The sequence below is a fragment of the Haliea sp. genome, from assembly GCF_040222615.1.
Lineage (GTDB): Bacteria > Pseudomonadota > Gammaproteobacteria > Pseudomonadales > Halieaceae > Haliea.
Genome location: NZ_JAVKCQ010000168.1, coordinates 1 through 12,972 on the forward strand (window position 1 = coordinate 1; position 12,972 = coordinate 12,972).

13 protein-coding genes are annotated in these 12,972 nt (G+C 63.6%); all 13 read left to right on the forward strand.

Annotation, left to right across the window (positions count from 1 at the left end; all coding sequences use genetic code 11):
• Window positions 1–348 (forward strand): flagellar basal body L-ring protein FlgH (locus RJQ10_RS13905; protein ID WP_350147608.1); only part of this gene is annotated, 348 nt, incomplete at its 5' end.
• Between the two features lie 6 nt (window positions 349–354).
• A complete protein-coding gene (locus tag RJQ10_RS13910; protein WP_502880243.1) occupies window positions 355–1,473 on the forward strand; it encodes a flagellar basal body P-ring protein FlgI in 1,119 nt (372 codons plus the stop codon).
• Window positions 1,474–1,479: 6 nt separating this feature from the next.
• The gene (gene flgJ, locus RJQ10_RS13915) at window positions 1,480–2,505 is read left to right on the forward strand and encodes a flagellar assembly peptidoglycan hydrolase FlgJ (protein WP_350147610.1); all 1,026 of its coding nucleotides are present in this window, start codon (window positions 1,480–1,482) and stop codon (window positions 2,503–2,505) included.
• A 19-nt stretch (window positions 2,506–2,524) separates the two neighbouring features.
• The gene (gene flgK / locus RJQ10_RS13920) at window positions 2,525–4,441 is read left to right on the forward strand and encodes a flagellar hook-associated protein FlgK (RefSeq protein ID WP_350147612.1); all 1,917 of its coding nucleotides are present in this window, start codon (window positions 2,525–2,527) and stop codon (window positions 4,439–4,441) included.
• A gap of 15 nt (window positions 4,442–4,456) precedes the next feature.
• A complete protein-coding gene (gene flgL / locus RJQ10_RS13925) occupies window positions 4,457–5,659 on the forward strand; it encodes a flagellar hook-associated protein FlgL (RefSeq protein WP_350147614.1) in 1,203 nt (400 codons plus the stop codon).
• 144 nt (window positions 5,660–5,803) lie between these two features.
• Window positions 5,804–7,696, forward strand: coding sequence for a flagellin N-terminal helical domain-containing protein (locus RJQ10_RS13930; protein ID WP_350147616.1), 1,893 nt, complete (start codon window positions 5,804–5,806; stop codon window positions 7,694–7,696).
• A 159-nt stretch (window positions 7,697–7,855) separates the two neighbouring features.
• Window positions 7,856–8,212, forward strand: coding sequence for a flagellar protein FlaG (locus RJQ10_RS13935; protein WP_350147617.1), 357 nt, complete (start codon window positions 7,856–7,858; stop codon window positions 8,210–8,212).
• A gap of 85 nt (window positions 8,213–8,297) precedes the next feature.
• Complete coding sequence (gene fliD, locus RJQ10_RS13940; RefSeq protein ID WP_350147619.1) at window positions 8,298–9,761, forward strand: flagellar filament capping protein FliD; 1,464 nt, start codon at window positions 8,298–8,300, stop codon at window positions 9,759–9,761.
• Window positions 9,762–9,781: 20 nt separating this feature from the next.
• Window positions 9,782–10,183, forward strand: a complete 402-nt coding sequence (gene fliS / locus RJQ10_RS13945) for a flagellar export chaperone FliS (protein ID WP_350147621.1) — start codon at window positions 9,782–9,784, stop codon at window positions 10,181–10,183.
• Window positions 10,184–10,185: 2 nt separating this feature from the next.
• Window positions 10,186–10,557, forward strand: coding sequence for a flagellar protein FliT (gene fliT, locus RJQ10_RS13950; RefSeq protein WP_350147623.1), 372 nt, complete (start codon window positions 10,186–10,188; stop codon window positions 10,555–10,557).
• A gap of 73 nt (window positions 10,558–10,630) precedes the next feature.
• On the forward strand, window positions 10,631–11,194 hold the full coding sequence (locus RJQ10_RS13955) for a PilZ domain-containing protein (protein WP_350147625.1): 564 nt from the start codon (window positions 10,631–10,633) through the stop codon (window positions 11,192–11,194).
• 102 nt (window positions 11,195–11,296) lie between these two features.
• Window positions 11,297–12,391 carry a sigma-54 interaction domain-containing protein gene (locus tag RJQ10_RS13960; RefSeq protein ID WP_350147627.1) on the forward strand — a complete coding sequence of 365 codons (1,095 nt, stop codon included), beginning with the start codon at window positions 11,297–11,299 and terminating at the stop codon, window positions 12,389–12,391.
• A 124-nt stretch (window positions 12,392–12,515) separates the two neighbouring features.
• Window positions 12,516–12,972, forward strand: a 457-nt coding sequence (locus tag RJQ10_RS13965) for a PAS domain-containing protein (RefSeq protein ID WP_350147629.1), incomplete at its 3' end; no start/stop codon positions are given.

Genomic DNA, 12,972 nt, shown 5'->3' on the forward strand with positions numbered 1-12,972 from the left:
CGTTACAACCTAGGTGTGGACATCAACGGCGCCAGCGCCTTCTCCGGCGAGGCCGCCCTGGGCCAGAGCAACAGCCTGCGCGGTGCCATCGCCGTGCAAGTGGCGCGTGTGCTGCCCAACGGTAACCTGTATATCCAGGGCGAGAAGTGGATCAACATCAATCAGGGCGATGAATATATCCGGCTGCGCGGCATCATCCGCCCGGAAGACCTGAGCCCCACCAATACCATTTCCTCAACCCTGATTGCCGACGCGCGCATATCCTACAGTGGCACTGGCGTCAGTCAGCAAACCAACACGCCCGGGTGGCTCACCCGGTTCTTCATGAGCCCGCTGGTTCCTTTCTGAGGCACGATGATGTTAACGCTACTCTGGTCCCGGTTCTGCCCCCTGCTGCTCGCGCTGCTGCTGTCCTCCCAGGTCAGCGCGGAGCGCATCAAGGATATTGCCAGCGTCAACGGCGTGCGCAGCAACCAGCTGATCGGCTACGGCCTGGTGGTCGGGCTGGACGGCAGCGGCGACCAGACGATCCAGGCGCCGTTTACCATCCAGAGCCTGAAGAGCATGTTGGCCCAGCTGGGCGTTAATATCCCTGCCAATGTGAACCCGCAGCTGACCAATGTCGCCGCCGTGATGGTGCACGCTGAGCTGCCGGCCTTCGCCAAGCCGGGGCAGACCATCGATGTGACCGTATCTTCGCTGGCCAACGCCAAGAGCCTGCGCGGCGGCACCTTGCTGATGACGCCGCTGAAAGCCGCCAACGGGGAAACCTACGCCCTGGCGCAGGGTTCCCTGCTGGTCAGCGGTTTTGGTGCAGAAGGGGCGGACGGTTCACGGGTGACAGTGAACGCCACCAGTTCCGGGCGCATTCCCAACGGGGCCACGGTGGAGCGCACGGTTGACAGCCCCTTCGCGACCGCGCCGACCCTGATCATGAACCTGAACGCACCGGACTTCACCACGGCGCAGCGTGTGGCCGGGTCCATCAATGCGACCCTGGGCGTAGGCACCGCGCAGCCGCTGGATGCGGTGTCCATCGAGGTGCGGGCGCCGGCAGACCTGGCGGACCGGGTGGCCTTTGTCTCGATCGTCGAGAACCTGCAGGTGGACCCGGCCTCGGCGCCGGCGCGGGTGGTGGTCAACTCCCGCAGCGGTACCATTGTCATTGGCAGCGAAGTGCGGGTGGAAACCGCCGCCGTGGCCCACGGCAACCTGGTGGTGACGGTATCAGAGGATATTGGGGTGAGCCAACCCGGCCCGTTCTCGCGCGGCGGCGAAACGGTGGTCGCGCCGGATTCCGAAGTGGTGGCTGAACAGGAAGACGCGCGCATGTTCCTGCTGGATGCGGGCATCACCCTGCAGGAGCTGGTGGCCGCAGTGAACGGCGTAGGCGCGGCCCCGGGGGACCTCATCGCCATCCTCGAAGCGCTGCAGCAGGCAGGTGCCCTGCGCGCCCAGCTGATTGTGATCTAGGGGCTGATGATGCAAGCGGCACAGGCTTCCCTGTACCACGACTTCAGCGGCCTCGCGGCCCTGCGGCGCGATGCGCGGCAGGATGCGGCATCCGCCGTGGAGCCGGTCGCTGCGCAGTTTGAAGCTATTTTTGTGCAGCAGATGCTCAAGTCCATGCGCGACGCCACGCCCGAGGGCGACCTCTTCAACAGCAGCCAGCTGAAGAACTGGCAACAGATGTTCGACCAGCAGCTCTCGGTAGACCTGGCGGACCACGGCGGGCTGGGACTGGCGCAGGTGCTGGTAGAGCAGCTGCAGGCGGCGGGCGCGGTCAGTAGTGCGGCAGAGCCTGATGCCACGCAACCCCTGCTGCCCCCCCAGGGTGGTCAACAGGCCCCCATGCTGCCTCCGGCCCGGTACAACCTGACACCGTCTTCTGCTGCCGGCAAAACGTTTGCTGCCGGGGCGGAAGGGATTCAGGCCCAGCCGCCGCTGGCCGCTGCCGGCGGGCGACCGGCCAAGCCTGCGCCGCCCGAGGATTTCGTGCGCGAGCTGTGGCCGCAGGCTTTGCCCGCGGCCGCTGAGCTGGGTGTGGACCCGGCGGTGCTGATAGCGCAGGCGGCGCTGGAAACCGGCTGGGGCCAGCGTGCGCTGCCGGCCGCCGCCGGTAGCAGCCACAACCTGTTCAACATCAAGGCCGGGCGTGGTTGGCAAGGGCCCACAACCACGGTGCAAACCGTGGAGTACGACGGCGCCGCGGCGCGTTTGGAGCGGGCGTCCTTTCGCGTGTACGGCAGTACGGCAGAGTCCTTTGCCGATTATGTCGACCTCATCCGCAGCGCGCCCCGCTATCAGGAGGCGCTGGCCAGCGCCGCTGAACCCGAGGCCTACCTGCGCGAACTGCAGGCTGCAGGCTATGCCACCGACCCTGCCTATGCCGACAAAATCCTGGCCATCCTGCAACGCGGCACCGTGGCGGACACCGTGGCGGAGCTAAAGAATTCCGTTCCGCTGCCGCCAACCCTCTCTGACCGGCGGCCCGAGGCCGCCTGAACCCTGACCGAGGCTCACTGTGGCAGATCTGCTCAACATAGGGACTTCCGCGCTGCTTTCACTGCAGCGGGCGCTGTCCACGACTGGCCAGAATATCGCCAACGTGAACACGGCGGGCTACAGCCGGCAGAGGGTGGATTTTGCCACGCTGCCGCCCGAGGCGACCGGCGCCGGCTTCCTCGGTACCGGGGTCAAGGTGGACTCCATCACCCGCAGTTACGACCAGTTCCTGGCCCAGGATGTGCGTAGCCGCAGCTCTTCCAGTGCCGGCTTCAGTACGCTTGCCAGCCTCACCTCGCGCATTGACAGCCTGTTGGCGGATCCCTCGGTGGGTATTGCCCCGGGTATCGAGAGTTTCTTTGGTGCCCTGCAGGACGTGGCCAACACCCCGGGTTCAATTCCCGAGCGCAAGGTGCTGCTGGGCGAGGCCAGCGAGCTGGCGGGGCGTTTCCAGGCGCTGGATGCCCAGCTGCGCGGGCTCAACAGCGAAGTGAGCCAACGGATCACCACTACCGTGCAGGACATCAATGCCCTGGCCAGCAATATCGCGTCCCTGAACGAGCAGGTGGTGCGCGCTACCACTCAAACAGGCGGGCAGCCCCCCAATGACCTGCTGGACGCCCGCGACCAGGCCATCAACCGCCTGGCGGAAAAGGTGGGTGTCACCACGGTCATGCAGGATGACGGCGCCATAAACGTGCTGGTCGGTAACGGCCAGGCGCTGGTGGTGGGTTTCACCGCCAGTGAGCTGCAGACCTTCCGTGACCCCTTCGATGCGACCCGGGTGAATGTGGGCATCGCTGGTCTGGCCACCAGCACCGATATCGGCCGCTTCCTGAGCGGCGGTGAACTGGGTGCCGCGCTGTCGTTCCGCGGTGGCGTGCTGGACAGCACGCGCAATGAACTGGGATTGCTGGCCGCCGGCATTGCGGCCACCTTCAATGCCCAGCACAGCAAGGGCCTGGATCTGAACGGCCAGCTCGGCGGCAATTTCTTCCGCCCGCTGGAGCCGGCCGTAACCGCCTCGGCCGGGAATACCGGTTCCGCCACCGTCAGTGCCGGGCTGGCAGATGTGGGGGCGCTCACGGGCGCCGATTACCGCATCAGCTTCGATGGCAGCCAATGGACCCTGCGCAACCAGCAGACCGGTGCCAGCCAGACCGGTGCCGGCCCCGCGTTCAGCGTGGATGGGGTGGACATCACCATCAGCGGTACCCCCGCGGCGGGTGACAGTTTCCTGATCCAGCCGGTGGCCCAGGGTGCCAACCTGTTCGCGCTTGAAATCACCAATGCGGCGGCCTTTGCCGCTGCCAGCCCTGTGCGCAGCAGCTCGGGCAGTGCGAACCTGGGGGATGGCGGCCTGTCGGCGCTGTCAGTGAATGATGCGTCCGGCCTGCCGCTCGCTGGAGCCATCACCCTCACGTTCAACCCCGATGCGCTGGGTGCAGGCATTCCGGGCTATGATGTCGCCGGTAGTGCCGGTGGCCCGATTGCCTACAACCCGGCAACCGATAGTGGCGGTATTGCCGTTACTCTGGGTGGTCTCAGCTTCGAGCTGGCAGGCACGCCAGCCGCCGGCGACACCCTGGGCATTGCCAACAATACCGACGGCAGTGGCGACAACCGCAATGCACTTTCGCTCGGCGCACTGCAAGCCGCGCCGATCCTGGACGGCGGTACCGCCAGCTACCAGGACAGCTATGCCGGCCTGGTGGCGGATGTGGCCGTGCGCAGCCGGCAGGCCAGCGCCGCCGCCGATGCCGAGGGAACCCTGCTGCAACAGGCGATATCTGCCCGCGACAGCGTGCAAGGCGTGAACCTGGACGAGGAGGCCGCCGACCTGTTGCGCTACCAGCAGGCCTACCAGGCAGCGGCGCAGGTGATTTCCGTGGCGGACACCGTCTTCCAGACCCTGCTCGACGCCACGCGTCGCTGACGCCGGAGTTACCTGATGCGCCTTTCAACCGCCCAGATCTTCCAACAGGGAATCAGCAATATCCTTAACCAGCAGGCTCAGCTGCAGAAAACCCAGCAGCAGCTGGCCAGCGGCCTGCGGGTGACCACCCCCGCTGACGACCCCATTGCTGCGGTGCAAATTCTGGATTTGACTGAAGACCTGGCGCAGCTCGACCAGTTTGACCGCAACGGCAACCTCGCCGAGGGGCAGATCGCCCTGGCGGATACCGTGCTGCAGGATGTGACGGACGTGCTGCAGCGCGTGCGCGAACTCACCGTGCAGGCCAACAACGCCACCCAGACCCCGGAAACCCGGCGCGCCATTGCCACGGAAATGGAAGGGCGCCTGGATGAACTGGTCAGTCTCGCCAATACCCGCGATGCCAATGGTGAATTCGTGTTCGCCGGCTTCCAGGCCCAGACCCAGCCCTTCACCCGTACCGGCGGGGCCGTGGTGTACAACGGGGATGAGGGGCAGCGTTTCCTGCAGGTGGCTCCCAACACCCAACTGGCGGTGCGCGACTCCGGTCGCGCCGTGTTCATGGACATACCCGCCGGCAACGGCAGTTTCGACATCCGTGCCAGTGCTGGCAACGCCGGCACCGCCATTGTGGATGCCAGCAGTGCCGCAGCCAACTACCAGCGCGATACCTACACCATCAGTTTCAGCCAGGCGACGCCTGCTGACCCGGTGACCTACTCGGTGACCGACAGCAGCGCGGCGGTGGTGGCCAGCGGCCCCTACGAATCCGGCGCCAACATCACCTTCAACGGTGCCAGCGTGACCTTTGAAGGCACACCGGCCGACGGCGACAGCTTTGCCGTGCCGGCCGCCCCCCGCCAGGACGTGTTCAGCAGCGTGCAGAACATCATCGACAGCCTGAAATCCTCCACGACCGGCCCCGCCGCATCGGCGGCGGTCAACAATGCCATGGCCAGCGGCCTGGGGAACCTCGACCAGGCACTGGGCCGCATGCTGGAGCAGCAGGCGGACCTCGGGGTGCGCCTGAACCGCATCGACAGCCTCCGGGAAAGCAACGACGCCTTCACCCTGCAGCTGCAGGAAACCCTGTCGGAAGTGCGCGACCTGGACGTGACCGAGGCCATCAGCCGCCTCAACCTGCAGCTTGTTGCCCTGCAGGCGGCGCAGCAGAGCTACGTGCGCATCCAGGGCCTGTCCCTGTTCAATTTCCTCTAGTAAAAAAACCTGACACTTGCCCTAAAGTTCCTTCAAAACCGTCCGCTAACTGGTTGAGCGGGGAGTATTTTCCCCGGGCCGATGGACGGTGACCAGCGTCGATTCCACAGGGGAAACCGGCGCGAAACGAGAAGGAATGAAACCATGCCTCAGATTATTAATACCAATATTCCGTCGCTGACTGCTCAGCGTAACCTCAACAGCTCCCAGAACGACGTGGCCACCTCGCTGCAGCGTTTGTCCTCCGGCCTGCGTATCAACAGTGCCAAGGATGACGCGGCCGGCCTCGCGATCTCCGAGCGTTTCACCACGCAGATTCGCGGCCTGAACCAGGCGATCCGCAACGCCAACGACGGTATCTCCCTGGCACAGACCGCTGAAGGCGCCCTGGGCGAGGTCTCCTCCAACCTGCAGCGTATCCGCGAACTGGCGGTACAGTCTGCCAACGCCACCAACTCCGATTCCGACCGCGCCGCACTGAACCAGGAAGTGCAGCAGCGCCTGGCGGAAATCGACCGCGTTGCCAGCCAGACCTCCTTCAACGGCCGCAACGTGCTCGACGGCAGCTTCGGTAGCGCCCTGTTCCAGGTGGGTGCCAACGTGGGCGAGACGATTGGTCTGAACCTGAGCACCAGCATCCGTACAGCGGATGTCGGCGCCGTGGCCACGGCGACTTCGGTGGACCTGGATACGTTGATTGCTGAAGGAACTACCGCAGTCACGGGTTCAGCTGCGACCTACACGTTCGACGCGACGAACCTGATCGGTGACTACAGCACGGTGCCTGCAGTGGCGGGCACGGACACGGTCGATTTCTCTACCGGCACTGTTAACGCCACCGATGAGGTCGTCGTAAACGGCGTCACCTTTACGTTTGCCGACTCCGCGGGAGCGAGCACGGTTGACTCTGCGACTGACGTGACGGTTAACGTTGACTTCGGTGGCGGTGCAACCCAACAAGATGCCGTTGACGCCTTCGTCGCTGCCTTTTCACTCGCGGTTACTGACGCCGGCTCCGCCGGTACGGGTACAGCACTGAGTGGCCTTAGTGCAACCAACGCAGGTGGCACGTCGCTGACAGCGACTATCGCGGATACCGCAGCTGGCTTGGCGGCAACCGTGGGCCGTACAGTGACAGCGACAGATGCGACAGTAACGCAGGATGTCACCGGGTCTGATGCCGATACGTCTGCAAACAGCACCTTTACCGTCACCGATCCGGAAAGCAATGTGCTGACGGTCACGCTCGACAGCAATATCACGTCAGCTGGCGATCTTATTACCGCGATTCAGGGCCAGGCCGGCTACGGTGCCGCCACGTTTACGGTTGCCGCCGGTACGGGTAGCGAGGTCGTCTTTACGGATGCCTCCAACGCTGCCGGTAGCTTCGCCATTGGTGGTGCCGATGCAACGCTGGTAACGGACGAACTGGTCGCTAGCGACGCGGGTGTGGCAGATGTAGCGGGTGTACCCGCAACCTCTCTGACCCTGGCCGCCAATGAACTGACCTTCCAGTTTGGCGATGCAGACCCCCTCGCCGTTGCGGCAGGCACCTACTCTGACGTGCAGTCCTTTGTTAACGCCGTTAACGTCGCGCTTGCGGGCAACGCCACAGCGTCAGTGGACGATGACAATGTGTTGACCATCAACTCCGGTGAGGACATCACCGTGGCGGGCGCACAGGCGGGTACGGTGTTTACTGCAACCACCGCCACCGCTGCGGGTAGCCTGGATGACGTCAGTGTACTGACGGTCGCAGATGCGAACTCCACCATCCAGCGCATTGACGCGGCGCTCACATCTGCCGCCGACCTGCGCAGCACCTTTGGTGCCATTCAGAACCGTCTGGAGTCCACCATCTCGAACCTGAGCACGACCACGGAAAACCTGAGTGCATCCCGCAGCCGTATCCTGGACGCCGATTTCGCGGCGGAAACGGCGGCTCTGGCACGTGCCCAGATTCTCCAGCAGGCGGGCATTTCGGTACTGGCACAGGCCAACGCCCAGCCCCAGAACGTGCTGGCCCTGCTGCAGTAAGCGGCAATACGAGCGCCGTGATGAAGAAAACCGGCCGCGGGGCGAGGGAGTTAGCTCTCTCGCCCTTTGCGGTTCGGGGACTCCCCCGGCAGTTGTGGTGAAGAGGTAAAGATTATGGCTAATCCGGTGGCGCCATCACCTCCAGTAGTATCACTTCCGGTGGCTGCGAAGTCCGCCTCGCAATCTGTTGAGCGGCAAGATCCGGTCGCAGGCGGCAAGGCTGTTCCCGCTGTTGCCTCCCGGGAGACGTCATCCTCGCCCCCTGCGGATCTTGCGCAGGCAACCCAGGATATTTCCGCCTACATTCAGACGGTGAACAGATCGTTGCAGATATCCGTGGAACAAGATCTCGGAACAACGGTCATTACAGTGATTGACAAGGCAACGGAAGAGGTTGTGCGGCAGATTCCGTCGGAAGAAGTCCTTTCCCTTGCCCGCTTCCTGTCCCAGCAGCAGGAAGAACTGGGTGGCTCTGGCATGCCGGTGAAAGGCTTGCTGATGGACAGTGAGGGTTGATCCCGCTCGCGGGGAGATTTTTGGCATTACTTTTGCTTTACTAGTACATCCGCACAGGCGTGCAGGTGGAGACGAGAGGTTGTAAATGGTATCAGTGACAGGCGTTGGCTCTGGCCTTGATATCGAGTCGCTGGTGAGCCAGCTGTTGACGGCGGAACGTGCGCCCGCTGAAACGCGGCTGGCGAGACGCGAAGCAACGCTGACCAGCGAGCTTTCTGCGTTCGGCACCTTGAAGGGTTTGCTGGCAGGTTTGCAGGGCCGCGCGAGCGCCCTGAAGAATGTTTCCACGTTTTCCCAGCGCTCGGCGCAAAGCTCCAACGCCGAAGCCGTAGGGGTTTCTGCGGCGGCCAATGCAGCGGTCGGCACCTACTCGTTGGCGGTCACTGCCAGGGCCAGTGCACAGACACTGGCCTCCGGCTCGTTCGCCGCGAAAGACAGCGCAATCGGCGAGGGCACGCTCAATATTCGCTTCGGTTCCATTGCCGCGACGCCGGTTGACCCGGGTCCGCAGGCAGTGACGAGCTTCACCGAGAATACCGACCGCACTGGCGTCAGCATCACCATCGATAGCAGCAACAACACCCTGGAGGGTGTGCGCGACGCGATCAATGGTGCGGGCGTTGGCATTACCGCATCAGTGGTCAAGGACGGTGAAAGCTTTCGTCTGCTTCTGACCGGGCCCGAGACTGGCGCGGCGAATGGCATGGAAGTGTCGGTCGATGACCTGGGCGATGCGAACGATGTTGACGCGCAGGGCCTGTCGCGACTGGCGTTCAATACCAGTGCAGCGAATCTCACGCAAACGCGCGCCGCGGAAGACGCCCAGTTCACGCTGAACGGCCTGGCACTGAGCAGCGCCAGCAATACGGTCTCGGATGTCATCGAGGGCGTGACCTTGACGCTGGGTGCGGTCACCGAACAGGATGTGAGCATCACGGTCAGTGAAAACCGGGCGGCGGTGCGCGGATCGCTCGAGCAACTGGTGACGGCCTACAACAGCTTTATTACCAGCGCGTCAAACCTGACTCGCTACGACCCTGCGACCCGGTTGGCAGGGCCACTGCAAGGTGATTCCGGCACCCGAGCGATCATCAGCCAGGTGCGTTCCGCGCTGACGGCAAGCATTCAGGGTGCGGATGGACCCTATGGCTCATTGGCCGAACTCGGTATCACCACCAGCGAGGACGGCACGCTGTCAATCGATAGCGAACGTCTGGATGATGTGTTGGCGGACGGCCTGGTCAATTTCGGCGATCTGTTCAGCCGGACCGAGGGCAACGGGATTGCCCAGCGCCTGGACGGCCTGTTGAGCGGGTTTCTTGGCAGCACTGGCCTCATTGAGTCGCGTGAGGATGGGCTGGAAACCCGAATAGAGTTTATCAACACGGATCGTGATGAGCTGAACCAGCGTCTGGACACACTGGAGGCGCGTTACCGCGCCCAGTTCAATGCGCTTGATGGTTTACTGGCACAGCTCAACAGCACGGGGTCATTTGTGGCGGAACAGCTGGCTAATATTCCGCTGCCCAGCGACCGTTTTTCTAATTAGCAACCGACAGGTACCGCGACATGAATTCCAGACTAGCGCTGAATGCTTATAGCAAGGTGGGCGTGCAGAGCGGGGTAACCGATGCATCGCCACACCAGTTGATCAGCATGCTGATCGCAGGCGCACAGGACCGTATTGCCGAAGCGCGAGGTGCCATGGAGCGCCAGCAAGTCGCCCGGCAAGGGGAGCTTGTGGGCAAGGCGATCAGCATCGTCGACAACCTGCGCGTGAGCCTTGATCACAGCAAAGGCGGAGAGCTGGCTGGCACGCTGGGAGACCTCTACGACTACATGCAGCGGCGCCTGGTTGAAGCGAACGCCACCTCTGATCCCTCTATCCTGGCCGAGGTGCACAGTCTGCTCGGCACCGTGCGTGAGGGTTGGGAAGGTATCCCGGCCGAGTTTCGTCGTTCCGCCGAATGATCGTGAATTTCCCCACAGACCGGGCGCGCGTCGTGGCCCTTGAGGCCGAGGAGTCTCTGCCCCAGTATCGGCGTTTGGCCCGGGTGTTGACGTTAACCCAGGAAATGGTTGCCCTCGCCGAAGTGGGCGACTGGGACGCCGTGGCCGCCCGCGAGCAGGACCGCCGTGATGACCTGGCGCGCTGTTTCAAGGAAGCGGTGTCGACGGAACACGCCGAATTGGTTGCGGAAGCGCTGGCGGCGATCCTTCACCTCAACGAGGAAATGATGGCCCACTTGAGCAAGGCACGCGATGCTGTTCTGCAGCAGGGCGTGGCGCAGGTGCGCACACGTTCCGCCATCGGCCATTACGAACAGGTGAAGTCACAACCCTGAATGCGGCGATGATTGCGGGGAGTTTCGTTGCCACCGGCCTGTGTTATCGTGAAGGTTTTGCGGAGCATTGGGCATGAGCAGCACAAACCCCGTTACCGGCCTTGTCTACAGCGATAACATCACCCTGTCCTGGAAGCCTGTCGATTACGAGCCGGAGCAGACCCATCTGGCCATGGTCAACGCCTCCAATGAGAGTTTTTTGCGCGCGGTGTCGGCGGTGGGCGACGGCCTCAACACCAAGGAAGACAGCGATGCCCCCGCCGGTATCCAGCAGGATATCGCCCGGCTCGACCTGAAGCTCAACCTGGTGCTCGACCTGGTCAGCGCCCTGGTATACCACGAGCTGGATATTCCCCCGGTAAGCGCCGTGCAGGTCTCTGCCGAACAGGTGAGCTGGCAGGGCGAGGCGCCACCGGCGGGCGCCCGCATATTCCTCGAACTCTATATCCAGCGCGGCCTGCCCAAGCCCCTGTGCTGCTACGGTGAGGTTGTCACCACTCCGGAGGAGCTGGCAGCGGGGCGCAACACGGTGCGCTTTGTGGGCCTCACAGGCGCCGCCCGGGTCTGGCTGGAAAAACTGATTTTCCGCCACCACCGTCGTGAGGTGGCCTTCCGTCGTGCGCATGTGGGCGACTAATTCGCCTTTTTGCCGTCAATAAGTTGACAGGTCACCTTCGTCTGAGCAGACTCAGCGCGGTCGGTCGAACTCCCTTTCCACTGTGTACATGGATTGATACGGTTGCCTCAGCATTCTGACAGTTCCTTGCCTATCGTCGGCCCCAGTGCCGCCATGAACATCATCCGTCGCCTGGTGGAGCAGGTGGCCCCCAGCGACGCCACGGTGCTTATTCTCGGTGAATCCGGCACCGGCAAAGAAGTGGTCGCGCGCGGCATCCACAGTACTTCGCCGCGGGCTGATGGGCCCTTCGTGCCGGTAAATTGTGGCGCCATTCCGGCGGAACTGCTGGAGTCGGAGCTGTTCGGGCATGAGAAGGGCGCGTTTACGGGTGCTATCAGCACCCGCCGCGGCCGCTTCGAACTGGCGGCAGGTGGCACTCTGTTCCTCGATGAAATAGGCGACATGCCGCTGCCGATGCAGGTGAAGCTGCTGCGGGTGCTGCAGGAGCGCTGCTTTGAAAGGGTGGGCAGTGCCAGTTCCCAGCCAACCGATGTTCGGGTGATTGCCGCAACGCACCAGGACCTTGAGGAGCGCGTTGCAGACGGCCGTTTTCGGGCCGATCTATACTACCGCCTGAATGTCTTCCCGATCGACGTTCCTGCGTTGCGCGATCGCCCTGAGGATGTGCCGGTGCTGGTCGCCCATTTCCTCGCGCAGTTGGCCCGGGAGCAGCGCGACAGCGTGTCGATCGCTGCTGACGCGATGGCCGCCCTGCAGCAATACACCTGGCCGGGCAATGTGCGCGAACTCAACAACCTGGTGGAGCGCCTGGCGATTCTGTTTCCCGGCGCCGAGGTGGGGTTTGCGGACCTGCCGCAAAAATTCTGCGAGGGCTTCGACCCCTCACGGCCGCCGCCGCAGGCGCCACCGCCAGCTGCCGAATCCGCCCCGGCGGTTCCGGCGACCGGTGCTCCCCAGGCTGGTACCCCCCAGGCCAGTGCGCCCCAGGCTGACGCGACTCAGCTGGGTCAGGAGGGCCTGGACCTCAAGCAGTATCTCGCAGACACCGAGCGCAGCCTGCTGCTGCAGGCCTTGCAGCGCAGCGGCTGGGTGGTGGCTCGCGCGGCCCAGTTGCTTGGGCTGCAGCGCACCACCCTGGTGGAGAAAATGCGCAAGTTCGAATTGCAGCGTGATTCGGTGCCGTCAGATTCCTGACGCCAGGCGCTGAGCGCGTCCCAGTTGATTCGTTAAGCTATTGATTTAAATATAAATTCTGCTTTGGGCATGGCTCTTGCTTCGACAGCGGCAATGGCGTGATAGCGCTCGGTGGAATTCAATCATGCAGCAGGCTGTACCTCTCGAGAAACACGACCTGGAAGAGGCCTTTCGCAGCCTCGCAGAGGTTTCCCATCAACTGGATGCGTCCTACCGCGACCTCGAGTCGCGGGTAGCGCGGCTCAACGAGGAGCTCGCGGCTTCGCGTTCGGCGCGGCTCGACGAACTCGCCGAGAAGGAACGGTTGCTGGAGCGGCTGGCCTCGCTGATGGCCATGCTGCCGGGCGGTGTGTTGCTCATTGACGAGCGCCAGCAGGTGCGCGACGCCAACCCGGAGGCTCTGGCGCTGTTTGGCGAGCCGCTGCTGGGCGAGGACTGGCCCACCGTGCAGGCGCGCATTCGGGAATGCAAACCGCAGCGGCATCTGTCACTGCACAGTCGCAGCCTGGCACAGCAGGGCGAGACGCTGGTACTGGTGACCGACACTACCGAACTACATGACCTGCAGGCACAGGTGGGCC

What these genes read in the sequence shown, in the direction of transcription:
- RJQ10_RS13910 (WP_502880243.1), top strand. Translation starts at nt 355, where the DNA reads ATGATGTTAACGCTACTCTGGTCCCGGTTCTGCCCCCTGCTGCTCGCG.
- flgJ (WP_350147610.1), top strand. Translation starts at nt 1,480, where the DNA reads ATGATGCAAGCGGCACAGGCTTCCCTGTACCACGACTTCAGCGGCCTC.
- flgL (WP_350147614.1), top strand. Translation starts at nt 4,457, where the DNA reads ATGCGCCTTTCAACCGCCCAGATCTTCCAACAGGGAATCAGCAATATC.
- RJQ10_RS13930 (WP_350147616.1), top strand. Translation starts at nt 5,804, where the DNA reads ATGCCTCAGATTATTAATACCAATATTCCGTCGCTGACTGCTCAGCGT.
- fliD (WP_350147619.1), top strand. Translation starts at nt 8,298, where the DNA reads ATGGTATCAGTGACAGGCGTTGGCTCTGGCCTTGATATCGAGTCGCTG.
- fliS (WP_350147621.1), top strand. Translation starts at nt 9,782, where the DNA reads ATGAATTCCAGACTAGCGCTGAATGCTTATAGCAAGGTGGGCGTGCAG.
- RJQ10_RS13955 (WP_350147625.1), top strand. Translation starts at nt 10,631, where the DNA reads ATGAGCAGCACAAACCCCGTTACCGGCCTTGTCTACAGCGATAACATC.